A 24,240-nucleotide genomic window follows, 5' to 3' on the forward strand; every position below is an offset into this window, starting at 1 on the left:
CATCTAAATCACATTCCCTCGAGTTCATCCTCCGGGTAACCGGACAATGGAGATTGAGTTCGGTCAGTGGAGGTTAGGAGACTCGAACTCCTGACATCCTGCTTGCAAAGCAGGCGCTCTACCAACTGAGCTAAACCCCCAACACCGAATGGGCCATCCTGGACTTGAACCAGGGACCTCACCCTTATCAGGGGTGCGCTCTAACCACCTGAGCTAATGGCCCAGGGGACTCTTCCCTTGCGGGGTGTGACCTAGACAAAGTTTAGGAACTGAACATCTCTTTCAATCTCTTGATGATTGCTCATCATTCTTTGAAAAAATGTTGAGGTACCGATCGACCTAAGGTGACAGGATTTCGGCCTAAGAATAAATTACTCAGACATCAAAATCATTGTTTTGTCTCCCTGTTAGGAGGTGATCCATCCGCACCTTCCGGTACGGATACCTTGTTACGACTTCACCCCAGTCATCAGCCCCACCTTCGACGTCCTCCTCCACAAGGGTTGGAGTAACGGCTTCGGGCGTGGCCAACTTCCATGGTGTGACGGGCGGTGTGTACAAGGCCCGGGAACGTATTCACCGCAGTATGCTGACCTGCGATTACTAGCGATTCCTCCTTCACGTAGGCGAGTTGCAGCCTACGATCTGAACTGAGCCACGGTTTATGGGATTTGCTTGTCCTCGCGAACTTGCTGCCCTTTGTCCGTAGCATTGTAGTACGTGTGTAGCCCAGGATGTAAGGGGCATGATGACTTGACGTCATCCACACCTTCCTCCGGTTTATCACCGGCGGTCTCTCTAGAGTGCCCAACTAAATGCTGGCAACTAAAGACGTGGGTTGCGCTCGTTGCGGGACTTAACCCAACATCTCACGACACGAGCTGACGACAGCCATGCACCACCTGTCACTGCGTTCCCGAAGGCACTCTCTCGTTTCCAAGAGATTCGCAGGATGTCAAACCCTGGTAAGGTTCTTCGCGTTGCATCGAATTAAACCACATACTCCACCGCTTGTGCGGGCCCCCGTCAATTCCTTTGAGTTTCACACTTGCGTGCGTACTCCCCAGGCGGAACACTTAACGCGTTGGCTACGACACCGAGGGGGTCGATTCCCCCGACACCTAGTGTTCATCGTTTACGGCCAGGACTACAGGGGTATCTAATCCCTTTCGCTCCCCTGGCTTTCGTCCATGAGCGTCAGTGATGGCCCAGCAGAGCGCCTTCGCCACTGGTGTTCTTCCCGATATCTACGCATTTCACCGCTACACCGGGAATTCCCTCTGCCCCTACCACACTCAAGCCCCTCAGTTTCCACTGCCATGATGGAGTTAAGCTCCACTTTTTAACAGCAGACTTGAAGGGCCGCCTGCGGACGCTTTACGCCCAATAATTCCGGATAACGCTTGCCACTCCCGTATTACCGCGGCTGCTGGCACGGAATTAGCCGTGGCTTATTCATCAAGTACCGTCAGATCTTCTTCCTTGATAAAAGAGGTTTACAGCCCAGAGGCCTTCATCCCTCACGCGGCGTTGCTCCGTCAGGCTTTCGCCCATTGCGGAAAATTCCCCACTGCTGCCTCCCGTAGGAGTCTGGGCCGTGTCTCAGTCCCAGTGTGGCTGATCATCCTCTCAGACCAGCTACTGATCGATGCCTTGGTGAGCCATTACCTACACCAACTAGCTAATCAGACGCGAGCTCATCCTCAGGCGAAATTCATTTCACCTCGCGGCATATGGGGTATTAGCAGCCGTTTCCAGCTGTTATCCCCCTCCTGAGGGCAGATTCTCACGCGTTACTCACCCGTCCGCCACTAACCCGAAGGTTCGTTCGACTTGCATGTGTTAAGCACGCCGCCAGCGTTCATCCTGAGCCAGGATCAAACTCTCCGTTGTAGATCAACCCCTTTTGGCTTTCACCTCAGATTGACTTGCTTCACCCACACATAAGCACTGGCGTACTTACTGCAGTTGTCGCCACCTTGTCTTCTGACAGATCAAGGGTTCTTAAGAGTGCACTTCTGATTTCTCATCGTGACTTTCCAGGATCTCAGATCCGGTCGTTGCTCCACACTGCGCACACCGACAACGCAAAGGCTCGTGAAAACCTCCTTGTTGTAAGCGCAATGCTTCATTGCAACTTAAATTTTTGACGGGACCTCACACCTTTATCGCAATTTCATTTGAATCCAAATCACATCTCGCGACGCGACTCAAACTCAAACGCGATAAAAGCGTCAGTTCCTAAACTTTTCAATTGTCCAGGTGCGACCAACTCGTATCACTCCCTCTCGGAAGCTGACGGCTGATCAACGCGGTCGTTTCCAACCGCTTTTGAAACTTACAACACCGTCGGATTTCTCCCGCGGCCTCGTAAGCCGACCTCAGAACATCTAAAGGCCTTCGCCTTCAGCGCTTCGGTCTTGCGCGCTCGTCTCTCGACTCCCGCGCAAGACAAAAACATAACACCCCTCGCACCCTCAATGCAACTGCTTGGCAGTGGAAGCATCTCCAGACTTGCTTCCACTGGCGGAACCCTTTGCCATCACTAGGTTTCAAGAAGAAGCCTGCACCTGGAGTGCCATGGGGACGCGATTTACAGAAGAGAGTCAGCGATTTCGTCCCAGTTCCAAAGAAGACCAAGTGGTCCAAAAGGCCCAAGAGCACTTCGAACGCACCCTCATATCGATTCAGGGACAACTCGCCGGAAGCGTTGCAGCTCTTGAAAGTAGTTACGCCGATTCGGAGCTGAACTACGGCGAAATCTTTGTCCGAGACAACGTCCCGGTGATGATTTATTTGCTGGTACAGGGACGCTTCGCGATCGTGAAGCAATTTCTGAAGGTTTGCCTCGACCTCCAGAGCACGAGTGTCCAAACCCGTGGGGTTTTTCCGACAAGTTTCGTTGAAGAAGAGGGGAATCTGGTTGCTGATTACGGCCAGCGCTCTATTGGGCGGATCACCTCTGTGGATCCAAGCCTGTGGTGGCCGATCCTTTGTTGGATTTACGTCAAAAGAAGTGGCGACACTGATTTTGGGCGGAGCCCAGAAGTGCAGCGCGGAATCCAACTCCTTCTTGATCTGGTACTGCACCCCAGCTTTGAAGGAACACCTGTGCTGTTCGTACCGGACTGCGCCTTCATGATCGATCGTCCGATGGACGTTTGGGGCGCACCACTGGAAGTGGAAGTGTTGTTGTACGGCGCACTACGAAGCTGCGTTGAACTCATGGAGCTTTGCCAACGCCACGACACCAGCGCACTCCTGGCAGAGCGTCTCCGCCTAAGTCGCAAATGGACCCATGACCTGCGGCAATTTCTGTTGAAGCACTACTGGGTCACCAGCAAAACCATGCAGGTTCTCCGGCGTCGTCCCACGGAGCAATACGGAGACAACCAGCACCAAAACGAATTCAATGTTCAACCTCAGGTGATCCCTGATTGGCTTCAGGACTGGCTTCAAGATCGAGGTGGATACCTCATCGGCAACATTCGAACTGGCAGGCCGGACTTCCGTTTCTACAGCCTGGGCAATTCGCTCGCCTCGATGTTTGGACTGCTCACGGCACCACAACAACGGGCCTTATTTCGGCTGGTGCATCACAACCGTGATCACCTCATGGCACAAATGCCAATGCGAATCTGCCATCCCCCAATGGCAGGGGTGGAGTGGGAAAACAAAACGGGGTCCGACCCTAAAAACTGGCCTTGGAGTTATCACAACGGTGGGCATTGGCCCAGCCTGCTTTGGTTTTTTGGATCATCAATCCTTCTCCATGAACGGCTGCATCCCAATGCTGACGTGTTGTTAATGAGTGAAATGACCACACTCCTCGACGAGTGCTACTGGAGCCATCTCAACCAACTCCCGCGGCAACAGTGGGCTGAATATTTCGATGGGCCAACGGGAACATGGGTGGGACAACAATCAAGGACATTTCAAACCTGGACCATCGTGGGGTTCCTCTTAACCCACCATTTCCTCCGAGTGAATCCCGATGACGTCTTAATGCTGAATCTGGATGCTGGCCTCGGCCGCTAATGCAGAGACCCAAAAGGTCATAAAAAAGCCCCCAGCTCCTGCGAGCTGGGGGCTTTAGTGATCCGTTTAAGTACGGCTCAGAACAATCCGAGTGTGAGTGACTTATCGATTGGCATCGCAGCACCAATACCCAAGTAAATGGTGGTGAAGGTTCCAAACAGGAACACAGTCATGGCCACTGGACGGCGGAAGGGATTTTGGAACTTGTTGAAGCTCTCAATAAACGGTACAAGCATCAATCCCAAGGGGACCAAGGTTTGTAGAGCAATTCCAAGAAGCTTGTTTGGAACAACACGCAGAATCTGGAACACCGGATAGAGGTACCACTCGGGCAAAATCTCTAGTGGTGTAGCGAAAGGATCTGCTTTGTCGGCCAACATTGCAGGGTCGAGGACTGCCAGTCCAACAACACAAGCGATTGTGCCCAAGATGACGACCGGGAAAATATAGAGAAGGTCGTTCGGCCAGGCGGGTTCACCGTAGTAGTTGTGACCCATGCCCTTGGCGAGCTTGGCCCGCATTTTGGGATCGGAGAGATCAGGCTTCTTGAGAATGTGCATCAGTTAATCCAAGTGTTGAAAGAACGGAAGGAACAACGATCACAAGGGACCGGAAATACCTTGCTTACGGATCATCAGGAAGTGCATGAGCATGAACACCGCGAGGAGCCAAGGCATCACGAAGGTGTGAAGGCTGTAAAAGCGAGTCAGAGTCGCTTGACCAACGCTTTCTCCACCGCGGAGTAACTCAACCATGAAGTCGCCAACCACGGGAATGGCCGCAGGAACGCCGGAGACAATCTTCACAGCCCAGTAACCAACCTGATCCCAGGGAAGGGAGTAGCCAGTAACACCGAACGAAACCGTGATCACAGCCATGGTGACACCAGTCACCCAGGTGAGCTCACGAGGACGCTTAAAACCACCGGTGAGATAGACCCGGAACACATGCAAAATCAGCATGAGCACCATCATCGAGGCACTCCAACGGTGCACCGAGCGAATCAGCCAGCCGAAGCTGACATCAGTCATCAGATACTGAACAGAGGTATACGCCTCAGCAACTGTTGGCTTGTAATAGAAAGTCATCGCGAACCCTGTCGCGAACTGGATCAGGAAGCAGACCAGCGTGATGCCACCCAGGCAATAAAAGATATTGACGTGGGGGGGGACGTATTTTGTGCCGATGTCATCAGCAATGTCCTGGATTTCCAGACGTTCCTGGAACCAGTCGTAAACGGGCGAAGAGTTCGCCATGCACAAGCGGGCTCGGGTTGCGAAAGTCTACGGAGCACGCTTCAACCAACGAGGCGAAAGGACTGTGATGTATCCAACTGTTAACAACTTCTCGCATCGTCTGCGGCGCAACACATCTCCCATGGCCAAAAAGCTCATCACTCAACTGATTGCGGCCTGCATCGCGTTTGGACTGGTGTTCGTGCCTATTTCGGGGGTCTACGCCCTCAGCGATACCCAGCAACTCGTCGTGGATAGCTGGCGCCTGGTGAACCAGGGCTACTGGAACCCGGAACGACTTGATGACGTGCGATGGCGACGCCAACGTCAAAAAGCCCTCGAAAAAACAATTCAGAGCAGCGACGACGCCTACAACGCCATAGAAGAGATGCTCGGGGAACTCGGCGACCCCTACACACGACTCCTACGGCCGAAGGACTACGCAGCGATCAAAAACAGCACCAGTGGAAATCTCAGTGGTGTGGGGCTGCAACTTGGTCCTGATGACCAGCAAGACCAAGTAGTCGTGATTTCAGCTTTGGACGGATCGCCCGCTGCGGACGCCGAAATCGCTAGCGGGGCGTACCTCCTCGCTGTCGATGGGCAACCCATCTCCGATCTCGGCCTTGAAGGCGCCGCCAATGCGCTTCGCGGTGAAGTTGGCACCCAGGTGGTTCTGACATTGCAGCAAGGAAGCAATAGTCCTGAAGAACTGTCCTTAGAACGCCGCAGCGTCGACCTTCGTCCGGTGCGGACACGGCGGTTGCGCACCGAATCCCACACCCTGGGTTATTTGCGTATTACCCAGTTCACAGAGGGGGTTCCCATGCAAGTGCTGGAGGCACTCGCTGAACTCCAAGACAAAGGCATCGAAGGATTGGTGTTGGACCTCCGCAACAACTCTGGTGGGCTTGTGAGTTCTGGATTAGCCGTTGCGGACGACTTCCTCAGCGGGGGAGCCATCGTTGAAACCCGCAACCGAGAAGGCATTACAGACAGCATTCAGGCCGGGACTTCAACACTGTTTGACGGACCCATGCTCACCCTGGTGAATGGCGGCACGGCAAGCGCTAGCGAAATCCTTGCGGGTGCCTTGCAGGACAGCGGCCGCTCAACCCTGCTGGGCAATCGAACCTTCGGGAAAGGGCTCATTCAAACCCTCACGAACCTGAGTGATGGCAGTGGTCTTGCCGTCACCGTGGCGGGCTATGTCACCCCCAGCGGACGGGATATTCAGGATGCAGGGATTGAACCCGATCGCCTGCTTTCCGATCCCGAACCTCTCAACCCAGGAGGCGAAGGAGACCGCTGGCTGAATGAAGCAGAGCAATGGATGGCGTCGTTGCTGGAGCTCGACAACAGCACCTCCATCCCATGAGGCAACGGACGTACAACGACCCACTGCATCGAGAAATCGGCCTGGAGCAGAACGCTCCTTGCGAGGCCATGGTGATGGAACTCATAGACACAGCGCCATTTCAACGCCTGCGTCGCATCCGTCAGCTCGGTCCAGCCTTCCTGACTTTTCATGGTGCTGAATCAAGCCGCTTCACCCACTCGCTAGGGGTCTTTCACCTGGCCCGTCGTGCGTTTAAGCGCATGGTGGAGCAAGCACCAGAACTTGAGCCCCACCGGCCTGTTTTGTATGCGGCAGCACTGCTTCACGACTTAGGTCATGGCCCCCTAAGCCATACGGGGGAAGAAATGTTTGGCGTGCGTCATGAGTCCTGGTCTGCACGGATCATCCGCGACCACACCGAGATTCGCGAATGCCTCGAAAACGAGCGGGCCAACACTGCCGATTCCGTGGCCGATTTGTTGGAACACGGCATCAGCCCCCATCCCGTGATCCAACGGCTGGTTAGCAGTCAGTTGGATTGCGACCGACTCGATTATTTGCTTCGCGATAGTTACAGCACTGGCACGCGCTACGGCCAACTCGACCTCGATCGGATTCTGGGGGCGTTAACTCTTGCGCCAGACGGCGACATCGCCATTCACCCCAAAGGGTTAATGGCCGTGGAGCATTACCTGGTGGTTCGCAATTTGATGTACCGCAGCGTGTACAACCACCGACTCAATGTGGTGTGCAACTGGCTGCTGGAACGCCTCGTGCAATTGGTACGAGATCTTGGTCCCAAACAAGTCTGGGCTGACGAGGTAATGGCCCAGTGGCTGTGGAACACCGACCAAATCAACCTTGATCTTTTCCTGGCCAACGATGATGTGCGGACTGGTTATCACCTGCAGCGCTGGAAAGAGGGAGGGCCTTCAGCAGTGGCAGAACTCAGCGCTCGCTTTCTCGACCGCAACTTGTTGAAAGCGACGGCAGTTGATCATTTGAGCCGTGAGAATCAACTCAAATCATTAGCGATCGCAACGCGTCTAGCCGAAAGCCAAGGCCATGAGCCTCGCAACAGCTGTGGACTTCGCCATCAGCAAATCCGCGGCTACCACCCCTATAGAGGGGGATTAAGACTTTGGGATGGAGCCAATCTTCAGGCGCTTGAGCAAGCCTCTCCCCTCGTTGAAAGCCTGACCCAACCTGCCGCAACATCATGGCTCATTCATCCCGGTGACATCAGCGCTGAGCTGCGTCAAACCATGGCTCTTGAATGGACAACGCGATCGAACTGGAGCGCAGAAGAATGAAACTAAAACTCCCAAACCATCGCGACCAGCACTGGAAGGACGCGATCCAAGACTTGCTTGTTGCTGCAAACACGGAGTGTGTTGATCTCGACTGCGGGGACTGGCTTCTGACTTACACAGACATCCAAGACCTCATGGTCCAAGTGGATCAGAACGGGCGACGGCTTGATTCGTTGATCAGCAACGTTCCCGCCACTGTTGTGAGTGCCAGAGCATTTGGTGTTGAAGCAAGGCTTCAACAGTCCGAACCATTCTGCTCAAGGGAGCTCATTAGCCAGGAACTCCCAAGCGACACACCACCGACACAGCCGACAGGCGTGATGTTTCATGAGGGCACATTGCGCTCCGGTGACTACCTGCAAAGCGATCGGAGCATTTTGATTTATGGAGATGTCAATCCTGGAGCCACGGTCAGCTCGTGTGGAGACATTTTGATCTGGGGTCGATTAAGGGGTGTGGCCCATGCAGGCGCCGATGGATCGACCCAAGCGCGGATCATTGCGCTGCAACTTCGCCCACTTCAGCTCCGAATCGCCGATGCAGTGGCGCGAGGACCGGACGACCTTCCCCAGCCAGGGTTAGCGGAACAAGCCTCCCTGCGTAACGGTGTGATCAAAATCGATCCAGCCGAGGTGTTGAGCTTCCGACAGGGTTAATCGGAGTTGTCACGACGGATCTGGAGCTTATCCTGATCAAAACAAAGCGGAATCCCGGTGTCGACGACCCGAACGATCCTGATCTGCTCCGGCAAGGGCGGCGTCGGCAAAACCACCACAACAGCCAACCTCGGCATCGCCCTCGCCAGGCTTGGGGCGAGGACCGTCGTGCTTGATGCCGATTTCGGCCTTCGCAATCTCGACCTTCTCCTAGGCCTCGAAAACAGAATTGTTTTCACGGCCCAAGAAGTGCTTGCCGAGACGTGCCGATTGGAGCAAGCCCTCGTGAAACACAAGCAGGAGCCCAACCTGGCCCTATTGCCCGCTGGCAATCCTCGAATGCTCGAATGGCTGACGCCAAAAGACATGAAAGCAATCGTGTCATTGCTTGAGGAGCAATTTGACTACGTCCTGATCGACTGCCCTGCCGGTATCGAAGACGGCTTCAAAAATGCTGCCGCTGCGGCTCGTGAGGCTGTTGTTGTGACCACTCCTGAAGTCGCCGCAGTGCGTGATGCAGATCGCGTTATTGGTCTGCTCAACACCCAAGGGGTCACCCCTGTGCAACTCGTCTTAAACCGAGTGCGGCCCAAGATGATGTCCAATCAAGAGATGCTGACTGTCGACGATGTCACCGACATCTTGGCTCTCCCACTCCTGGGTTTGGTCTTTGAAGATGAGCAGGTGATTGTGAGTACCAATCGTGGGGAACCACTGACGCTGGGGGAGAGCGGCTCTCCTGCAGCCAGGGCTTACAACAACATCGCCAGGAGGCTTCAGGGAGAAGACATTCCACTAATGGACCCTTCTGAAGCACGCAAAGGGTTCCGAGCCCGAGTGCGCCAATTAATGCAAACCAGACTTTTTTGAATCGATGACCGTCAAAGATTTCATCGACAAGCTTTTAGGCCGTCAAACCTCCAGTGCGAGTACAGCCAAACAACGGTTGCAACTCGTTCTGGCCCACGACCGCAGCGACCTCAATCCCGAGCTTCTGGCCCAAATGCGCCGAGAAATCCTCGAGGTTGTTGCTCGTTACGTGGAGATCGATATCGAGGAAGGAGACGTCAGTCTTGAAACCGAAGACCGCATGACGGCTCTTGTCGCCAATCTGCCCATTCGTCGATCAATCCAACAGTCACCGAACGGGGGAACTCTTTAAGCAGTCGCCTCGCTCCGATTTTGACTGCTGTCACACCGCTCACTCCATCGGAAACCCGTGTAAGCGCTCTCCTATTGCAGGGCCTTACGAATCGCGCCATTGCAGATCGACTGGTCATCAGCCTTAGAACCGTTGAATGTCATATCAGTCGTGCCCTGTCCAAAACAGGATGCCGCACTCGGCTTGAGTTGGCCCTTTGGATGATGGAACGACCGTTCAATCTCCAAGACTCGAGAACCACTCATCAGTAGAATCAATTAATGCCGGCTTAGCTCAGTGGTAGAGCAGCGCTTTTGTAAAGCGAAGGTCATCGGTTCAAATCCGTTAGCCGGCTTTTAAGAGAGTCTTAGGGGCTGTTTTTGTTAACTGGGGCAGCAAATAACCACACCCCCACCACCAACAAAACCCAAGGGATCAAATTGAATTGAAGAACTGGGGTTAAGACGAATTCCAGCGGCTCCAACACCCAGTGCAGAAACGTCATCACGGCCAAACAAAGGCCAACAAGAATGATCATTCCGCTGCATTGATGCCCTCCGGCATCACAGCACCACGGCGAGCAATGCGCCAACAGCCAACACTCCTCCAGATCAACACGGTGCTGGCCTGCCCGGAATGCCTTGGCCAAGGTTGAGGTCCGAGCTGCGCGAGATCAGGAAAGAGCTCAGCCGCTTCAAAGGCCGTCGTGGCAGCTGACTGACCAGAAGGATTGGCACTACTGGTCGCGAGCGGACCGCTGATTGAAAGGAGATTCTGGGTGATCGCACAGGCTGGGATCCGACAACCAATGTTGGATCCACCGGGATTGAGGTAGTCCACATAAATTCCCCGAGCCGGCAAAACCAGCGTGATTGCACCAGGCCAATGCTTGGTTGCCATGGTTTTGGCGTCGTCATGACAACAGGAATCGACACCCTCTAACAACGCCTCAACCGTGGCCCCCATCAAAATCAGTGGCTTATCAGCTGGCCGCTGCTTCAGCGTCCATATGGTGTTGGCGTTCTGGGGCAAAACAGCCAAACCCGGCAACGTATCCGTCGGAATGATGACCGCTTCAGAGGCTTGCAAACGCCGCGCTACTGCCGCCCCAGAGAGCACCAACGGACTTCTAGGCACAGTCATAGGGCTGATGTGAGAGCCCGCTGACCCTGAGCGAAACGGGCTATCCCCTCAAGATCGTTCGCAGAAGAGACGTTCACCAGCCCAGCTGCACGCATTAAATCTTGAACGTTCTCACTTTGGTCATGGTGATGTTCCAAGAACAGAACGCCACCTGGGGCAAGAGCACGCGGCGCATCCATCAATAAAGAGCGAATGGCCTCGAGACCATCCTCCCCAGCAAGCAACGCAACATGCGGTTCATGCTCCCGCACCACAGGATCCAACTCCCCAAGCAATGGGCTGGGGATGTAAGGAGGATTACTCACCACGATCTCAAGCTGTCCCCAAAAGGCCTGCAGGGGAAGCCACCAAGATCCATGGTGCAGCCGACAAGATTGTTGTGGGGCAAGGGCCTTGAGGTTTTTCTCAGCCAGTGCCAACGCATCGACACTCAAATCCACGGCATGCCCCTCAGCCTCGGGCCATGCGCGACACAAGCTGACGGCGATTGCACCAGAACCCGTACCTAAGTCGGCCCAAGAGCGGGGAGGGCGTCCCCCCGCAAACGACAAAGCCAAATCCACCAAAAGCTCGGTTTCTTGCCGGGGAATTAAGGCCGCGGAGGACACCTCGATCAGGAGATCTCGCCAAGGACAAACACCAACCAAGTACTGAAGCGGCATGGACCGCTCTAAATGGAGCAGCCAAAGCTTTTCGAGCTCCTCCAATGACTGATCAATCTTGATCCTTCCCTGGGAATCAATCAGGAGTCGCTGCAATTCCGACCAGGACACGCCACCGCCAAGATCGAGCAGCCAATCGAGATCAACGGAGCGTCCACCGCGACGAAGTTGGCGACGGCGCCAAGCCAGCAGGTCGTTGCCAGCAAGGAACTGCTCGGTCGTCACGTTCAGCGCCGCCGCCAAAGATGGCCAGCCTCACACACCACCTGTCCCTCACACTCAAGGGCTAAAAGCCGAGAGGACAGCTGATGACCCCTCGGCCCCAAGCGCCGCTGAAGCGTCTCGATGGATGCACCATCTCCGATCGCCGCGAGTAACGCATCCTGAGCGACACTCGCGGAAGCAGAGATCAACGGTCCTGCTCCCAGGTGATCGGCCAGATCAGCTGCCGTCAGGAGCGGAAAGGCTTGGTTCCGAAGAAGCGCGTTGCTCCCCCGCGACGACCAGCGACGTGCATCCCCAGGAACAACCCAAACAGGACATTGAAGTTGAGACGCGAACTTGGCCGAAATCAACGCCCCACTGCGCTCAGGACATTCCACAACAACGAGGGCTTTCGCAAGCGCCACGATCAACCGATTGCGTTCAACGAAAGAGCCTCGATTCATGGATGTTCCTAGAGAGAACTCGCTTAGCAACAGCCCATTGCGACCGACTTCAGCCTGGAATGTCTCATGGTGTCGTGGATAAACACGCTCTAACGAGGTCCCCAAAACCGCCACCGGACGTCCACCCACGTTCAAACAGCCCCGATGAGCAGCCGCATCAATCCCCTCAGCCAAACCACTGATCACTGGCCAGCCCATCGACGCCAGCGTGCGGCCCAAATCCTCAGCCACTGCGAGGCCATGGGCTGAAGCGGCCCGAGTCCCCACGACGGCAACCGCCTGCTGTTGCCGCAGCTCGTAAAGCAGCGACGGGTCACCACAGTGATGCAACACAACGGGGGGACGATCAAGACGATCCACCCCCTGCGGCCATTGGCGATCCCCTGGAAGGAGCACATTGTCAGGGACATTGATCTGGGGAGCTTTGCCGTGCAATCGACGAAAGCGTTCCAGGCTCGACCAACAGGATTCGGGCCAAGAAAGCAGCGTTCGAAGCCGTTCCGCTGGCCAGCTCCAAAGCTCAGCGGGACCCACCGACCACTCACAGGCAACGGAACGGAGAGCGCGCATCCGAGCCGAACCAAGCCCAGGGCATTGACTCCACAACCACCACCAGCGACGGTCCATCTCGATGGCTTAGTACACACGCACTAATTCAAGCATCCGTAATTGTGGGGCCTTGGCGCAGCCGGTTCATCACAACCTGCAGGTGGCCGGGTGGGCGTCGGAGAACACGACCTTCGCTCACCATGACGAGCTCAACCGATGCATCGGCCATGAGCTGGCCATTGCAAAGCATCTGACAACGCCAAGGCCAGCGGACGCCAACAGGGAGGCTGCTGATGCTTTCCAGCACGACCATGTCGCCATGACAAAGGGCCTGTCTGTAGTTGATTTTTAAAGACACCACTGGCATCTCCACTCCCAGCATCGTCATCTCGGCATAGCTGAGGCCAGCAGCAACCAAAGCCTCAACCCTGGCTTCTTCCAGCCAAGCCACATAGGACCCGTGCCACATCACACCCGCGTGATCAGTGTGTTGAGGCAAAACACGCTTCTGCAACCTCCACGGCGTTGGCGTAACGCTGTCCGTCAGCTTGTTCGTCAACACCATTCCTGCCCATAGGCTTCTCCAAAGGCTGCCGCATCAATCATGTTTAGGAACCTGCTCATTGCCGATTCGGGCAAGGGCCATGTGGAAGAAATGATCCGCATGCTGCAGGACATCCCAAGCTTCAAAACTGCACGCGTCAACCTGTTGCACGTGGTGCCAGAACAAAGCAAAGCCGGCTCCGAAGGACACCGAGACAATGCGCAATCGATGCTCGATGGCGCTGCCAATCGCATGGGTCTTGATCCCAGCTCCGTTCAGAGCATCGTTCGCGATGGCGACACCAAGCAAACCGTGCTCAAAGTGGCCGAAGAGCTGAATGCTGACTTGATCGTGATGGGATCACGGGGACTGGGGCGCCTTCAATCGATCCTTGCCAACAGCACAAGCCAATACGTCTTTCAACTCTCAACGCGGCCCATGCTGCTCGTCAGAGATGACCTCTACGTTCGGCATGTCAATCGCGTGCTGGTAACCATTGACGGGACTGGTGTGGGTGACGACGCGCTAAGAACCGCCTGCGAATTGGTGCGAGACATCCCAGGAGGAACGCTGACCGGCCTGCACGTGGTGCGGCAAGAATCAGCACCTTCGCGCGGAGGACGTACGAAAGCAGATGAAATCCTGGACGCTGCGGTTCAAAGGGCACGCAGCTTTGGCGTCGACCTCAAAACCGTTCACACCGAAGGGAAAGATATCGGTCGAAGCGTTTGCGCAGTCGCCGAAGACATCAATGCCGACATGCTCGTGATCGCGTCACAAGATCGTCGACCCCTCGTAGCGCGTGGACTCGTCGATCTTGACAAGCTGCTCGGCGGATCCGTGAGCGATTACATCCGTGTTCACGCTCCCGCCCCAGTGCTGCTTGTTCGGGAACCGGAGCGCGCGTAGATCTCAGGCTTCGCTGCGATTCGTGCCGATATAAAGCACGATCAAGAAGATTGCTGGAACCAAAATGAACATGAGGCTGGCAACAAATCCGAGATCGTTGGTTTCCATGGCCGCTGGAGGGATCCCCGCGAAGGTATCACCGACAAGCGGCCAACGTCGCGGTGAACTCAGCCCTCTTCATCGGCAGTAGCAGCCGAGCCCTTGTCCAGGGTGGGCTCGTCACTGAGCTCGTCTTCGCTTTCCAGTTCCTCGTCGGGAACAGAAGGCCAAGCCGTTGGGCCCACGGGCAGCGGAGCCTGACGCGCCGCGGCAAGCCTGGTTTCGGCTTCTGGCAAACGCATCTGAGGCCGAGTTAGCACCATCACTGATTTTTCAACTAGGGCCTGACAGGCCAAACGCCATTCCTGGGGACGGCGACGCAACTTGCTGTCCTCCACTGGAGTGCGCACCGTCAAAGCATCGGCATTGTTTTCATCTACGACTGAAACAAAGCAAGTACTGCACTGACCGCATCCGCCACAGTTACCGAGCTGTCCTTTAAGGCCATAGAGCTCAAGGCGCTCCCGCAAAGCCACCTCCCGCAGATTTTCTCCGGGATAGCACTCCACATCACGGCCTTCGCGAACAAATCGGATCACTGGCATGGGTCCAAAGGGCACACAGACCCCCATCATGCGGCGAAGGTTTGCGTTTTGTGAACGGTTTAAGCGATAAACCGTGTCACTGGAACGTTGCAGCCCTGTCGTGATTCAACCAACGACCTGGCGGAAGCCCTTACGATCTCCCTGTCTGGTTGCGCGTGCGCAGCCTTGTCCCCCGAACCTGTCCCATGGGATTGCCCTGGTATCGGGTGCACACCGTCGTCATCAATGACCCGGGTCGCCTTTTGGCGGTGCACCTCATGCATACAGCCCTCGTTGCCGGCTGGGCCGGCTCCATGGCTCTGTACGAATTAGCGATTTTCGATCCATCCGATGCTGTCCTGAACCCCATGTGGCGTCAGGGCATGTTTGTGATGCCCTTCATGTCTCGCCTGGGAGTTACCGGGAGCTGGGGTGGTTGGAGCATCACTGGTGAAACCGGGGTTGACCCTGGCTTCTGGAGCTTCGAAGGTGTTGCCGCCGCCCACATTATTTTTTCAGGCCTGCTGATGCTGGCCGCCATCTGGCACTGGACCTACTGGGATCTTGAGATCTGGCAGGACCCCAGAACCGGAGAACCAGCCCTTGATCTTCCAAAGATTTTTGGCATTCACCTTCTACTAGCTGGCCTTGGCTGCTTTGGATTCGGTGCTTTCCATCTCACTGGTGTTTTTGGGCCTGGCATGTGGATTTCTGATCCATATGGAATTACTGGTCACCTAGAGGCTGTACAACCGTCTTGGGGTCCGGAAGGATTCAATCCGTTTAACCCCGGTGGGATCGTTGCCCACCACATTGCAGCTGGAATTGTCGGCATCATCGCTGGCATTTTCCACATCACCACGCGACCGCCCGAGCGCCTCTACAAGGCTCTCCGGATGGGCAACATTGAAACTGTCTTAGCGAGTGCAATCGCGGCTGTTTTCTTTGCTGCTTTCATCGTTGCTGGAACCATGTGGTACGGCTCAGCTGCTACCCCAGTCGAGCTTTTCGGCCCTACTCGTTATCAGTGGGATCAGAGCTACTTCAAGACGGAGATCAACCGTCGCGTTCAAACCGCTATGGACGACGGTGCAAGCCGTGAAGAAGCGTTTGCAGCCATTCCAGAGAAACTGGCGTTCTACGACTACGTGGGCAACAGCCCTGCCAAGGGTGGATTGTTCCGAGTTGGCCCGATGGTGAACGGTGACGGCCTTGCCACTTCATGGCTGGGTCACGTTGTGTTCACCGACAGCAATGGTCGTGAGTTGCAAGTTCGTCGTCTGCCGAATTTCTTCGAGAACTTCCCAGTGATTCTGGAAGACGAGCAAGGCATTGTTCGTGCTGACATTCCTTTCCGCCGTGCGGAAGCGAAGTATTCCTTCGAACAACAAGGCGTTACTGCTCAGGTGTTTGGCGGAGCCTTGGATGGTCAGAAGTTCACGGATCCTGCTGATGTGAAACGTTTGGCCCGCAAGTCGCAGTTGGGAGAAGCGTTCGATTTCGATCGCGAAACCTACAACTCTGATGGTGTCTTCCGCAGTTCACCTCGCGGTTGGTTCACGTTCGGCCACGCCACCTTCGCGCTGCTCTTCTTCTTTGGACACATTTGGCATGGGGCACGCACCCTGTACCGCGATGTGTTTGCTGGTATCGATCCAGACCTTGGAGACCAGGTGGAATTCGGCCTGTTCGCCAAGCTGGGCGACAAGACCACACGTCGTCTTCCAGAGGGCTACGTGCCCCCTGCAGGAACGCCTCTCAACTGATCGCCTCCTAGGAAAACTCAGATGGAAAGCTTCGCTTACGTCCTCATCCTCACTTTTGCGATTGCCACCTTGTTCTTTGCGATCGCCTTCCGCGATCCACCAAAGATCGGAAAGTAATCCATTCACTCAAACCCCGCTTCGGCGGGGTTTTTTCATGCTTTTCCAAGCAGCCAAACCGGCTATTTTTGATCAGATCGATTGATTAAAACGTGAACAAATCGGCTCAAATCTTCCGATCAGTCATGGGGAAAAAATAGATATCGCCTTACCACCCTTTTCAAGTCACTAATCAATGCTTAAAGTTGATGCATATTTGATTGTGATTGGGCGTGCAGTGCCCCTCCTGCCAAAACACAGATAGTCGCGTTCTGGAATCCAGAGCTGCTGATGGTGGTCGCAGTGTGCGTCGTCGTCGGGAATGTCTTAACTGTGATTTTCGCTTCACCACTTACGAACGGGTCGAGACCGTTCCGATCACAGTGATTAAACGAGATGGTTGCAGGGAACTCTTCAACCGCACCAAGGTTCTGCATGGCTTGAGTCGAGCATGCGATAAAACCGGTCTCGATGCTGCACGGCTTGAAACGGTCGTTGAGAATCTCGAACTTCAACTGCAACAACGCACTGCAAAAGAAGTTGCAAGTTCTGAAATCGGAGAATTAGTTTTAAAGGAGCTCAAGCAAATCAGCGAAGTCGCCTACATCCGTTTCGCATCGGTGTACAGACAATTCCGAGGAATCGACGATTTTGTGTCCACCTTGGAAACGATGAACACAGAGCAGGAACATCTCGCAGCTGTCCGCTAAAAACGAGAATTAAGGCTGGGTCATCTGTAGAGTCACACATTCTCCGTTCAACGTCGGCGGGCGTTGGACGTGAATCCTTCGTACTACCCACCTGAGGTAGACCGCCAACCCCCCATGGCCGCGACGCCCACAGAAGAGCAAACCCCAGACACCAGCACAGCAACACCAGCAGTAGAAGCATCTGCCACCGCAGAAGCTGGTGCCTTAACAGCTGAGCAAGCCTTTGAAGCCGAAGATCTCGGCATTCCCGAAGACGTTCCGACCGCTGACGATCCCAGCAGCAGAGCAAACCGGAACAACCTCGAGGAAGCCGGTTTCACCATTGATGACTTCGCGGCCCTTCTAAGCAAGTACGACTACAACTTCAAGCCTGGCGACATCGTCAACGGCACTGTCTTCGCCCTGGAATCAAAGGGCGCAATGATCGACATCGGCGCCAAGACAGCCGCGTTCATGCCCTTACAAGAGGTATCGATCAACAGGGTTGAGGGCCTGAGCGATGTGCTCCTGCCTGGTGAGATTCGTGAATTCTTCATCATGAGTGAAGAGAACGAAGATGGTCAGCTGGCGCTGTCGATCCGACGGATCGAATATCAACGTGCCTGGGAGCGTGTGCGCCAGCTTCAGAAAGAAGATGCCACGATTTACTCCGAGGTGTTTGCCACCAACCGTGGTGGTGCTCTGGTTCGGGTTGAGGGATTGCGTGGATTCATCCCTGGCTCCCACATCAGCACGCGCAAGCCGAAAGAAGAGTTGGTTGCCGACTTCCTCCCGCTCAAATTTCTTGAAGTGGATGAAGAGCGCAACCGCTTGGTCTTAAGCCATCGCCGTGCTCTGGTTGAGCGCAAGATGAATCGCCTGGAAGTTGGCGAAGTGGTGGTTGGCACCGTCCGCGGAATCAAGCCCTACGGAGCCTTCATCGACATCGGCGGTGTCAGTGGATTGCTGCACATCTCTGAAATCAGCCATGAGCACATTGAGACTCCTCACTCTGTGCTCAATGTGAACGATCAGATGAAGGTCATGATCATCGACCTGGACGCTGAACGAGGCCGTATTTCCCTCTCTACCAAAGCACTGGAGCCCGAACCCGGTGACATGCTCACCGATCCTCAGAAAGTGTTTGAAAAAGCTGAGGAAATGGCAGCTCGGTACAAGCAAATGCTTCAAGAGCAGGCTGAGGAAGGAGATGAGCCCATCGCATCAATGATGATTTGAGCCATCCATGGCCACGTTGCTGCTGAGGGGACAACCCATCGGCTCCATTCGCGGGGTGCTGTTCGATAAGGACGGCACCCTTTCTCATAGCGAGCCACACCTTCTCGATCTTTTCGAGCGAAGGCTCACTGTGATTTGCGATCTCTGGCGTGAAACCAAAGGTGCGAGCCATCTCAGTGAACTCAACATCACCCTTCGGCAAGCCTTTGGGATTCGCGACAAGGCACTCCATCCAGGTGGAACCCTTGCGGTTGCTGCACGCCAAGACAACCTCACCTCCACAGCCACAGTGTTCTGCATTTTTGGTTGCAGCTGGCCCGAAGCCCTGGCACTCGCCGACACTTGCTTCCAACGAATCGATCAACAATTCAGCGACGACGGATCTTCGCGCCCACTTCTCGATGGTGCCAAGAGGTTTCTTGAAGACCTCAACAAGGCAGCGATTCCCAGCGCTGTGATCAGCAATGACACAACAAAAGGGATCCATACATTTCTGGATCACGAAAACATCAGCTCTCTGGTGGTCGATTGTTGGAGTGCAGATGATCAACCCAGGAAGCCAAATCCGGAAGCAGTGCATCAGCTCTGCAAACGCTTGCAACTGTTGCCTCATCAATGTGCCTTGATCGGAGATGCGGAAACAGACCTCCAAATGGCAAGGGATGCTGGAATCGGCTGCGTGATTGGTTATCTGGGCGGATGGGAAATACGCCCAGACTTACCGACCGCCGTGCATCAATTTGAGCATTGGAATGAGCTTGAACTTGAAGCCGACCCGTAAAGTCGTTTCAAGCCATTGATCTGCATGAGTCGTTACGTCTTCACCTCGGAATCCGTTACCGAAGGACATCCAGACAAAATCTGTGATCAAGTGAGTGACGCAGTCCTCGATGCCTTGCTGGCACAAGATCCTGCAAGCCGTGTGGCCTGCGAGACCGTTGTCAATACAGGGCTTTGCATGATCACCGGCGAGGTGACCTCCAAAGCCAAGGTGGACTTCATCCACCTCGTTCGTGACGTCATCAAAGAAATTGGCTACAGCGGCGCTCGCGCCGGCGGTTTTGATGCAAACAGCTGTGCAGTTTTAGTTGCTCTTGATCAGCAATCACCTGATATTGCCCAAGGCGTCAATGAAGCTGATGACCATGCTGGCGATCCGCTGGACTTGGTCGGAGCTGGAGACCAGGGGATCATGTTTGGCTACGCCTGCAATGAAACCCCGGAGTTGATGCCGCTGCCCATCAGCCTGGCCCACCGTTTGGCCCGCCAACTCGCTGAAGTTCGCCACAACGGAACCCTCGACTATCTCCTGCCCGACGGCAAGACCCAAGTGAGCGTGGTCTATGAAAACGACCAGCCCGTTGCGATCGACACGATTCTGATCTCAACCCAACACACCGCAGAAGTGGGGGGAATGAGTGATGAGCAAGGCATCCGCGAACGCATCACTGAAGATCTCTGGACCCACGTCGTCGAGCCCGCCACCGCTGACCTCAACCTGAAACCCAGCCGGGAGGGCACCAAATATCTGGTGAACCCCACGGGCAAATTCGTTGTGGGTGGACCTCAGGGAGATGCGGGTTTAACCGGACGCAAAATCATCGTTGACACCTATGGCGGCTATGCACGCCACGGCGGTGGTGCCTTCTCAGGCAAAGATCCCACCAAGGTGGATCGTTCCGCTGCCTATGCCGCCCGCTTTGTGGCGAAAGCCCTTGTGGCATCAGGTTTAGCTGGCCGTGCCGAAGTGCAGTTGAGTTATGCCATCGGTGTGGCAAAGCCCGTTTCAATTTTGGTGGAATCGTTCGGCACCGGAACGGTGTCGAACGAAGATCTCACAGCCCTTGTGCAAGAGCATTTCGACCTGCGCCCAGGCGCCATCATCGAAAACTTCGGACTCCGCAATCTGCCTCAGGCACGGGGTGGTCGCTTCTACCAAAACACTGCGGCCTACGGTCATTTCGGCCGGAACGACCTCAATCTCCCTTGGGAAGATGTGGCGGCCAAGGCCGAGGAACTGCGCAAGGCCTGATTGAGTGATGACGTCTCTGGTGCTCGGTATTGATCTGGGCACCAGTGGCGTTCGCATTGCCGTACTGGATCAAGGGCATTCCATCCAGCACTCGGATTCGATTCCTTACAAGCTTGGACTCCATAGGCCCGATGACTGGACGCGGGCCTGCTCCACGTTGATTGCTGGAATCCCTGCAGAGCAGCGGTCCAACATTCGGGCGCTGGCTGTTGATGGCACATCAGGAACATTGCTCGCCTGTGATTTAGAGGGACGGGTCCAGGGTGAAGCGCTGCTGTATTCAGAGGTTTACCAAGGCTTTGAGCAACAGCTGCATCAGCTTCTACCCGAAGGTGGACCAGCCTCCAGCAGCAGTGGAAGCCTGGCGCGGGCACTGCAACTCACAAAGTTGTATGGCCCGACGACCCTCCTGCGTCATCAGGCGGACTGGATCAATGGTTGGTTTTTAGGGGATTGGAGTTGGGGAGAAGAAGGGAACAATCTGCGGCTGGGGTGGAACTTGGAACGCGAATGCTGGCCAGCGCTGCTCACCCAGGCACCGTGGAAAAAACGACTCCCCGTCATTCGCGCCAGTGGAGATCAACTTGGCCAGATCTCAAAACGTCGAGCGAAGGAGCTCGGCTTACCCAGCGATGTTCAAATCATTGCTGGAACAACAGATGCCAATGCGGCGGTGCTGGCGACTGATCCTGGCGATGATGACGGAGTCACCGTGTTGGGCACCACGCTGGTGATGAAGCGCTTCACAACAGTCCCGATCAGCGGACCAGGCATCACATCTCATCGCGTCGGAGGACGCTGGCTCTGCGGCGGCTCATCCAATGCTGGCGCTGGGGTGCTGCGTCAATTCTTCAGCGATGAACTGCTCACTGAACTCAGCCGGCAAATTAACCCAGACACCAATAGCGGCCTTGCATTTCGCCCATTGCCGCGACCTGGCGAGCGGTTCCCAGTAGATGATCCGTCCTTGATGCCCATCCTCGAGCCACGGCCCGTCAGCGATGCCTTATTTCTCCAGGGCTTATTGGAGGGACTTGCCGACATCGAAGCGCAGGGATGGCACACCTTGACGGCATTGGGAGCAAAACCACCCAAACGACTGATCAGCATCGGGGGTGGCGCACGAAATCCTCAATGGCGACGCATCAGGGAACGTCGTCTAGGCGTGCCAGTGATCACATCCCAACAGCAGCCAGCAGCGGGAGTTGCCCGGCTCGCTCTCGCCTGGCTCGATGCATCCAGACCATCGACTCAGCAAGGCTGAAGAGAATCAGCTGTTAGAGGTCATCATTTCAACGAAAACGGGCTAAAAAAATTAAGTGGCAAACATTTTGTTGCAAGCCTGGGGTATCTAGGGCCTAAATAACTTCATCGCTTTATTCTCACGCCACGAATCCTTGTAAGGCTCATTAATGGTCGTCATCAAGCCGACACGCGATTTCACCAGTCTTGACCGCGTTTCCTACGTTGCGAACAACGCTGCGAAGCCCAGACAAAACACCGCGATCAATTTGTATCGCAGCGAGCAGGAAAGCGGCGGTCTGATTCCTAGGAAGGGCCTTGTTGGCAAAACTCCTCTTGAGTACAAGGAAAATCTTTGCAGGGCGACTGGAATCGGCATTGGCCCGCGAATTCATAGTGAATGTCCGTTTAGCGCCGTTGCGGATGAATTCGCCTCAACAGGAAGTGAAGCTTTAGCAGCAACGATTACGGCGGCTTATCGCCAAGTCTTTGGGAATCTTGGGCCAACCGAGAATCAGCGTTGCACCGAGCTGGAGTCCCAGCTGATGAATGGAGATATCTCGGTCCGTGATTTTGTTGCAGGTCTTGCCAAATCAGACCTCTACAAACAGAACTATTACTTCAAGGTGTCGCCAATCCGTGGCATCGAACTGAACTACAAGCATCTATTGGGACGTCCGCCGCTCAACCAGGCCGAAGTGAGCGCAGCGATCACCGTGATTGCTGAGCATGGATTCGATGGTCTTGTCGAGAAGCTCACACGGTCGGGTGAATACTTGGAAGTGTTCGGAACCGATACCGTTCCCTATCTACGCGCTTGGACCTCAGCAGCAGGTGCTTACTGCTCCACCTTCGTGAACCTCGGACGCGTCACGCCAGGGAATGCTGCTTCAGACACCACGATTGAAGGGCGTAGCCAACTGGTGATGGAATTCACGAATGCCAGACGCCTGAGCACAGCGGAGGGTGGCTACGACGTTTCAAGCTTCTCCTACTCACGGGCGATGAACGATCCAACATCTAGCTCTTTTGCCAGAATGTATGGCTCAAAAAATGCCAAATCCTGGACCTAAATAGGGAGTCCTAAATGACTCTCTGAAGGTCTTCATTCAAACGATTATCACCAAAGCATCGAGACCCTCCGGTTTCGATGCTTTTTTGAATTTTATCCCCATGGCCATGCCAACAAAACCCCAAGAGGTCCTCTCCCTGCTGTTGTTTGTGGCGCTGTCGTGCTACGTCGCATTTAGCGGCATCCGACTTGGAGCCCTCCTTTGGCAACGGTTTAGCTAAGACAAAAACTTTTTAGACAACTCACCATGCCTGCCGATCCCCTCACCACCGCTGTAAGTACTCGCATTTGTACTCACATGAACGATGACCACGCTGAGGCTGTTTTGGATTACGCCCGCCACTACGGCGGCATCGAGTCCCCTGAATCAGCTCGAATGGTGGCGGTGACGCCGAATTCCATGGAATTGGAAGTGGATGGGAGCAGCCTGCAAATCCCCTTCGACCACACCCTCACCGACAGCGAGGATGCTCACCGCACATTGGTAGCCATGTTGCGTGCCATGCCAAAAGCCTGATCTGCACGGGAGCGGGGAACACTGATATCCCCCGTCAGAACCACAGTTTCCAATGCACTTTGCTGAAGGCACTGGATCAAGCGGCGCAGTGATTCAGGCACTACTCCAGGCTGCTCAATCCTTCCTGATTCAACCGTCTTGTCCCATCTGCCGAGCGAGTCTCGGGGAGGGCCATCCGCCCATGGTCGCTGCCGAGCATTGGCCATGCTGCCTTTGCGCCGAGGAGTACGCCCTCGGCGGATCAGATACCAGCGGAACTGAGCCTCTTCCATGGAAAGCACTCGGCACCTATCAAGATCGGTTCCGACAACTCGTGCTGAAGATCAAACAGCAGCCTCAAAGCCGCACTGGTCGGGCAGTGATTCAGCTGCTTGCCAAGGTTCACCCTCTCCCAAAAGGAGTTCTCTTGGTCCCGATTCCAAGCTGGAAAAAGAAGCGTGGCAACCCTCTCCCAAATCTGATTGCTGCAGGCTTTGGGCAGCCCAGCACAATGCTGCTGCACCGGACTCGGGCTGGACTTAGTCAGCATCACCTCAATCGATCCATGCGAATGCACAACCTGAAAGGCGCCTTTCACGCAGCCCCCGCCCCACAAACATCCCTGCAGTCGAAAACAACGGTTTGGCTGGTGGACGACATTCTCACGACTGGTGCAACCGCCTTGGCTGCTCAAAAAGCCCTGAACAAAGCCGGACATCCGGTCGGAGGAATCATCTGTTTAGGACGTACACCAGCGAAACGCCTCGGGCGGTGATTTAAGATTGCGA

27 protein-coding genes, 3 tRNA genes and 1 rRNA gene are annotated in these 24,240 nt (G+C 55.1%); 19 read left to right on the forward strand and 12 right to left on the reverse strand.

Annotation, left to right across the window (positions count from 1 at the left end; genetic code table 11):
- Window positions 1-67 precede the first annotated feature (67 nt).
- From SYNCC9902_RS09335 to SYNCC9902_RS09345, 3 genes are all read right to left on the reverse strand, one after another.
- A tRNA-Ala gene (locus tag SYNCC9902_RS09335) sits at window positions 68-140 on the reverse strand.
- Window positions 141-149: 9 nt separating this feature from the next.
- A tRNA-Ile gene (locus SYNCC9902_RS09340) sits at window positions 150-223 on the reverse strand.
- Window positions 224-407: 184 nt separating this feature from the next.
- Window positions 408-1,893, reverse strand: a 16S ribosomal RNA gene (locus SYNCC9902_RS09345).
- 687 nt (window positions 1,894-2,580) lie between these two features.
- Here SYNCC9902_RS09345 and SYNCC9902_RS09350 point away from each other — a divergent pair.
- Entirely contained in the window at window positions 2,581-4,038 is a 1,458-nt protein-coding gene (locus tag SYNCC9902_RS09350; RefSeq protein WP_011360608.1) for a glycoside hydrolase 100 family protein, read from the forward strand.
- 77 nt (window positions 4,039-4,115) lie between these two features.
- On the opposite strand, the gene petD is transcribed toward SYNCC9902_RS09350, so the two are convergent.
- Both petD and petB read right to left on the reverse strand, forming a co-directional pair.
- On the reverse strand, window positions 4,116-4,598 hold the full coding sequence (gene petD, locus SYNCC9902_RS09355) for a cytochrome b6-f complex subunit IV (RefSeq protein WP_011360609.1): 483 nt from the start codon (window positions 4,596-4,598) through the stop codon (window positions 4,116-4,118).
- A gap of 39 nt (window positions 4,599-4,637) precedes the next feature.
- Window positions 4,638-5,294: a cytochrome b6 gene (petB, locus tag SYNCC9902_RS09360; protein WP_009789041.1), complete on the reverse strand. Its 657-nt coding sequence runs from the start codon at window positions 5,292-5,294 to the stop codon at window positions 4,638-4,640.
- A 67-nt stretch (window positions 5,295-5,361) separates the two neighbouring features.
- Between petB and ctpZ the strand changes: the two genes are divergently transcribed.
- The 7 genes from ctpZ (at window position 5,362) to SYNCC9902_RS09395 (ending at window position 10,077) form a co-directional block, all read left to right on the forward strand.
- Entirely contained in the window at window positions 5,362-6,651 is a 1,290-nt protein-coding gene (gene ctpZ, locus SYNCC9902_RS09365; protein ID WP_011360610.1) for a carboxyl-terminal processing protease CtpZ, read from the forward strand.
- The gene (locus SYNCC9902_RS09370; protein WP_011360611.1) at window positions 6,648-7,925 is read left to right on the forward strand and encodes an HD domain-containing protein; all 1,278 of its coding nucleotides are present in this window, start codon (window positions 6,648-6,650) and stop codon (window positions 7,923-7,925) included. The genes ctpZ and SYNCC9902_RS09370 overlap by 4 nt, the downstream gene beginning before the upstream one ends.
- A complete protein-coding gene (gene minC / locus SYNCC9902_RS09375; protein WP_011360612.1) occupies window positions 7,922-8,581 on the forward strand; it encodes a septum site-determining protein MinC in 660 nt (219 codons plus the stop codon). Before SYNCC9902_RS09370 ends, minC begins: the two co-directional genes overlap by 4 nt.
- 57 nt (window positions 8,582-8,638) lie before the next feature.
- Complete coding sequence (gene minD / locus SYNCC9902_RS09380; protein ID WP_011360613.1) at window positions 8,639-9,451, forward strand: septum site-determining protein MinD; 813 nt, start codon at window positions 8,639-8,641, stop codon at window positions 9,449-9,451.
- Between the two features lie 4 nt (window positions 9,452-9,455).
- Complete coding sequence (minE, locus tag SYNCC9902_RS09385) at window positions 9,456-9,743, forward strand: cell division topological specificity factor MinE (protein WP_011360614.1); 288 nt, start codon at window positions 9,456-9,458, stop codon at window positions 9,741-9,743.
- Between the two features lie 20 nt (window positions 9,744-9,763).
- A complete protein-coding gene (locus tag SYNCC9902_RS09390) occupies window positions 9,764-9,994 on the forward strand; it encodes a response regulator transcription factor (RefSeq protein ID WP_011360615.1) in 231 nt (76 codons plus the stop codon).
- An 11-nt stretch (window positions 9,995-10,005) separates the two neighbouring features.
- Window positions 10,006-10,077: transfer RNA gene (locus tag SYNCC9902_RS09395), tRNA-Thr, on the forward strand.
- Window positions 10,078-10,089: 12 nt separating this feature from the next.
- Here SYNCC9902_RS09395 and SYNCC9902_RS12790 read toward each other — a convergent pair.
- The 5 genes from SYNCC9902_RS12790 to SYNCC9902_RS09415 are packed head-to-tail and all read right to left on the reverse strand — an operon-like array spanning window position 10,090 to window position 13,309.
- Window positions 10,090-10,260, reverse strand: a complete 171-nt coding sequence (locus tag SYNCC9902_RS12790; RefSeq protein ID WP_011360616.1) for a hypothetical protein — start codon at window positions 10,258-10,260, stop codon at window positions 10,090-10,092.
- Window positions 10,257-10,865 carry an L-threonylcarbamoyladenylate synthase gene (locus SYNCC9902_RS09400; protein ID WP_011360617.1) on the reverse strand — a complete coding sequence of 203 codons (609 nt, stop codon included), beginning with the start codon at window positions 10,863-10,865 and terminating at the stop codon, window positions 10,257-10,259. Before SYNCC9902_RS09400 ends, SYNCC9902_RS12790 begins: the two co-directional genes overlap by 4 nt.
- The gene (gene prmC / locus SYNCC9902_RS09405) at window positions 10,862-11,770 is read right to left on the reverse strand and encodes a peptide chain release factor N(5)-glutamine methyltransferase (RefSeq protein WP_011360618.1); all 909 of its coding nucleotides are present in this window, start codon (window positions 11,768-11,770) and stop codon (window positions 10,862-10,864) included. Before prmC ends, SYNCC9902_RS09400 begins: the two co-directional genes overlap by 4 nt.
- Window positions 11,755-12,822 carry a DNA-processing protein DprA gene (locus SYNCC9902_RS09410; protein ID WP_011360619.1) on the reverse strand — a complete coding sequence of 356 codons (1,068 nt, stop codon included), beginning with the start codon at window positions 12,820-12,822 and terminating at the stop codon, window positions 11,755-11,757. The genes prmC and SYNCC9902_RS09410 overlap by 16 nt, the downstream gene beginning before the upstream one ends.
- 28 nt (window positions 12,823-12,850) lie before the next feature.
- On the reverse strand, window positions 12,851-13,309 hold the full coding sequence (locus SYNCC9902_RS09415) for an acyl-CoA thioesterase (protein WP_011360620.1): 459 nt from the start codon (window positions 13,307-13,309) through the stop codon (window positions 12,851-12,853).
- Window positions 13,310-13,348: 39 nt separating this feature from the next.
- Here SYNCC9902_RS09415 and SYNCC9902_RS09420 point away from each other — a divergent pair, with 39 nt between their 5' ends.
- Window positions 13,349-14,197, forward strand: coding sequence for a universal stress protein (locus SYNCC9902_RS09420; RefSeq protein WP_011360621.1), 849 nt, complete (start codon window positions 13,349-13,351; stop codon window positions 14,195-14,197).
- 3 nt (window positions 14,198-14,200) lie between these two features.
- Here SYNCC9902_RS09420 and psbM read toward each other — a convergent pair whose 3' ends face one another.
- Both psbM and SYNCC9902_RS09430 read right to left on the reverse strand, forming a co-directional pair.
- Complete coding sequence (psbM, locus tag SYNCC9902_RS09425; RefSeq protein ID WP_009789028.1) at window positions 14,201-14,305, reverse strand: photosystem II reaction center protein PsbM; 105 nt, start codon at window positions 14,303-14,305, stop codon at window positions 14,201-14,203.
- A gap of 59 nt (window positions 14,306-14,364) precedes the next feature.
- On the reverse strand, window positions 14,365-14,841 hold the full coding sequence (locus SYNCC9902_RS09430) for a 2Fe-2S iron-sulfur cluster-binding protein (RefSeq protein WP_041425536.1): 477 nt from the start codon (window positions 14,839-14,841) through the stop codon (window positions 14,365-14,367).
- Window positions 14,842-15,026: 185 nt separating this feature from the next.
- Here SYNCC9902_RS09430 and psbB point away from each other — a divergent pair, with 185 nt between their 5' ends.
- The 10 genes from psbB (at window position 15,027) to SYNCC9902_RS09480 (ending at window position 24,227) form a co-directional block, all read left to right on the forward strand.
- Window positions 15,027-16,586 (forward strand): photosystem II chlorophyll-binding protein CP47, encoded by a 1,560-nt coding sequence (psbB, locus tag SYNCC9902_RS09435; RefSeq protein WP_011360623.1) that lies wholly within the window; start codon window positions 15,027-15,029, stop codon window positions 16,584-16,586.
- A 21-nt stretch (window positions 16,587-16,607) separates the two neighbouring features.
- The gene (locus SYNCC9902_RS09440) at window positions 16,608-16,703 is read left to right on the forward strand and encodes a photosystem II reaction center protein T (protein WP_011360624.1); all 96 of its coding nucleotides are present in this window, start codon (window positions 16,608-16,610) and stop codon (window positions 16,701-16,703) included.
- Between the two features lie 212 nt (window positions 16,704-16,915).
- Window positions 16,916-17,392 (forward strand): transcriptional regulator NrdR, encoded by a 477-nt coding sequence (nrdR, locus tag SYNCC9902_RS09445; protein ID WP_011360625.1) that lies wholly within the window; start codon window positions 16,916-16,918, stop codon window positions 17,390-17,392.
- A gap of 114 nt (window positions 17,393-17,506) precedes the next feature.
- Window positions 17,507-18,610: a 30S ribosomal protein S1 gene (locus SYNCC9902_RS09450; RefSeq protein WP_011360626.1), complete on the forward strand. Its 1,104-nt coding sequence runs from the start codon at window positions 17,507-17,509 to the stop codon at window positions 18,608-18,610.
- A gap of 7 nt (window positions 18,611-18,617) precedes the next feature.
- A complete protein-coding gene (locus SYNCC9902_RS09455) occupies window positions 18,618-19,391 on the forward strand; it encodes an HAD family hydrolase (RefSeq protein WP_011360627.1) in 774 nt (257 codons plus the stop codon).
- Window positions 19,392-19,415: 24 nt separating this feature from the next.
- Window positions 19,416-20,642, forward strand: a complete 1,227-nt coding sequence (metK, locus tag SYNCC9902_RS09460; protein WP_011360628.1) for a methionine adenosyltransferase — start codon at window positions 19,416-19,418, stop codon at window positions 20,640-20,642.
- A gap of 7 nt (window positions 20,643-20,649) precedes the next feature.
- On the forward strand, window positions 20,650-21,906 hold the full coding sequence (locus SYNCC9902_RS09465) for an FGGY-family carbohydrate kinase (RefSeq protein WP_011360629.1): 1,257 nt from the start codon (window positions 20,650-20,652) through the stop codon (window positions 21,904-21,906).
- A gap of 148 nt (window positions 21,907-22,054) precedes the next feature.
- A complete protein-coding gene (locus SYNCC9902_RS09470) occupies window positions 22,055-22,957 on the forward strand; it encodes a phycobilisome rod-core linker polypeptide (protein WP_011360630.1) in 903 nt (300 codons plus the stop codon).
- A 246-nt stretch (window positions 22,958-23,203) separates the two neighbouring features.
- Complete coding sequence (locus SYNCC9902_RS09475; protein WP_011360631.1) at window positions 23,204-23,473, forward strand: DUF2470 domain-containing protein; 270 nt, start codon at window positions 23,204-23,206, stop codon at window positions 23,471-23,473.
- Window positions 23,474-23,525: 52 nt separating this feature from the next.
- Window positions 23,526-24,227: a ComF family protein gene (locus SYNCC9902_RS09480; RefSeq protein WP_232179213.1), complete on the forward strand. Its 702-nt coding sequence runs from the start codon at window positions 23,526-23,528 to the stop codon at window positions 24,225-24,227.
- Window positions 24,228-24,240: the final 13 nt, after the last annotated feature.

It is taken from the genome of Synechococcus sp. CC9902 (assembly GCF_000012505.1).
In the GTDB taxonomy this organism is placed as follows: Bacteria; Cyanobacteriota; Cyanobacteriia; order PCC-6307; family Cyanobiaceae; genus Parasynechococcus.

What these genes read in the sequence shown, in the direction of transcription:
- SYNCC9902_RS09400 (WP_011360617.1), bottom strand. Translation starts at nt 10,865, where the DNA reads ATGACTGTGCCTAGAAGTCCGTTGGTGCTCTCTGGGGCGGCAGTAGCG.
- SYNCC9902_RS09410 (WP_011360619.1), bottom strand. Translation starts at nt 12,822, where the DNA reads ATGGACCGTCGCTGGTGGTGGTTGTGGAGTCAATGCCCTGGGCTTGGT.
- SYNCC9902_RS12790 (WP_011360616.1), bottom strand. Translation starts at nt 10,260, where the DNA reads ATGATCATTCTTGTTGGCCTTTGTTTGGCCGTGATGACGTTTCTGCAC.
- petB (WP_009789041.1), bottom strand. Translation starts at nt 5,294, where the DNA reads ATGGCGAACTCTTCGCCCGTTTACGACTGGTTCCAGGAACGTCTGGAA.
- metK (WP_011360628.1), top strand. Translation starts at nt 19,416, where the DNA reads ATGAGTCGTTACGTCTTCACCTCGGAATCCGTTACCGAAGGACATCCA.
- minC (WP_011360612.1), top strand. Translation starts at nt 7,922, where the DNA reads ATGAAACTAAAACTCCCAAACCATCGCGACCAGCACTGGAAGGACGCG.
- petD (WP_011360609.1), bottom strand. Translation starts at nt 4,598, where the DNA reads ATGCACATTCTCAAGAAGCCTGATCTCTCCGATCCCAAAATGCGGGCC.
- ctpZ (WP_011360610.1), top strand. Translation starts at nt 5,362, where the DNA reads ATGTATCCAACTGTTAACAACTTCTCGCATCGTCTGCGGCGCAACACA.
- SYNCC9902_RS09430 (WP_041425536.1), bottom strand. Translation starts at nt 14,841, where the DNA reads ATGCCAGTGATCCGATTTGTTCGCGAAGGCCGTGATGTGGAGTGCTAT.
- SYNCC9902_RS09475 (WP_011360631.1), top strand. Translation starts at nt 23,204, where the DNA reads ATGCCTGCCGATCCCCTCACCACCGCTGTAAGTACTCGCATTTGTACT.
- SYNCC9902_RS09470 (WP_011360630.1), top strand. Translation starts at nt 22,055, where the DNA reads ATGGTCGTCATCAAGCCGACACGCGATTTCACCAGTCTTGACCGCGTT.
- SYNCC9902_RS09480 (WP_232179213.1), top strand. Translation starts at nt 23,526, where the DNA reads ATGCACTTTGCTGAAGGCACTGGATCAAGCGGCGCAGTGATTCAGGCA.
- psbM (WP_009789028.1), bottom strand. Translation starts at nt 14,305, where the DNA reads ATGGAAACCAACGATCTCGGATTTGTTGCCAGCCTCATGTTCATTTTG.
- psbB (WP_011360623.1), top strand. Translation starts at nt 15,027, where the DNA reads ATGGGATTGCCCTGGTATCGGGTGCACACCGTCGTCATCAATGACCCG.
- SYNCC9902_RS09455 (WP_011360627.1), top strand. Translation starts at nt 18,618, where the DNA reads ATGGCCACGTTGCTGCTGAGGGGACAACCCATCGGCTCCATTCGCGGG.
- SYNCC9902_RS09450 (WP_011360626.1), top strand. Translation starts at nt 17,507, where the DNA reads ATGGCCGCGACGCCCACAGAAGAGCAAACCCCAGACACCAGCACAGCA.
- SYNCC9902_RS09465 (WP_011360629.1), top strand. Translation starts at nt 20,650, where the DNA reads ATGACGTCTCTGGTGCTCGGTATTGATCTGGGCACCAGTGGCGTTCGC.
- SYNCC9902_RS09415 (WP_011360620.1), bottom strand. Translation starts at nt 13,309, where the DNA reads ATGGTGTTGACGAACAAGCTGACGGACAGCGTTACGCCAACGCCGTGG.
- SYNCC9902_RS09440 (WP_011360624.1), top strand. Translation starts at nt 16,608, where the DNA reads ATGGAAAGCTTCGCTTACGTCCTCATCCTCACTTTTGCGATTGCCACC.
- SYNCC9902_RS09420 (WP_011360621.1), top strand. Translation starts at nt 13,349, where the DNA reads ATGTTTAGGAACCTGCTCATTGCCGATTCGGGCAAGGGCCATGTGGAA.
- minE (WP_011360614.1), top strand. Translation starts at nt 9,456, where the DNA reads ATGACCGTCAAAGATTTCATCGACAAGCTTTTAGGCCGTCAAACCTCC.
- SYNCC9902_RS09350 (WP_011360608.1), top strand. Translation starts at nt 2,581, where the DNA reads ATGGGGACGCGATTTACAGAAGAGAGTCAGCGATTTCGTCCCAGTTCC.
- SYNCC9902_RS09370 (WP_011360611.1), top strand. Translation starts at nt 6,648, where the DNA reads ATGAGGCAACGGACGTACAACGACCCACTGCATCGAGAAATCGGCCTG.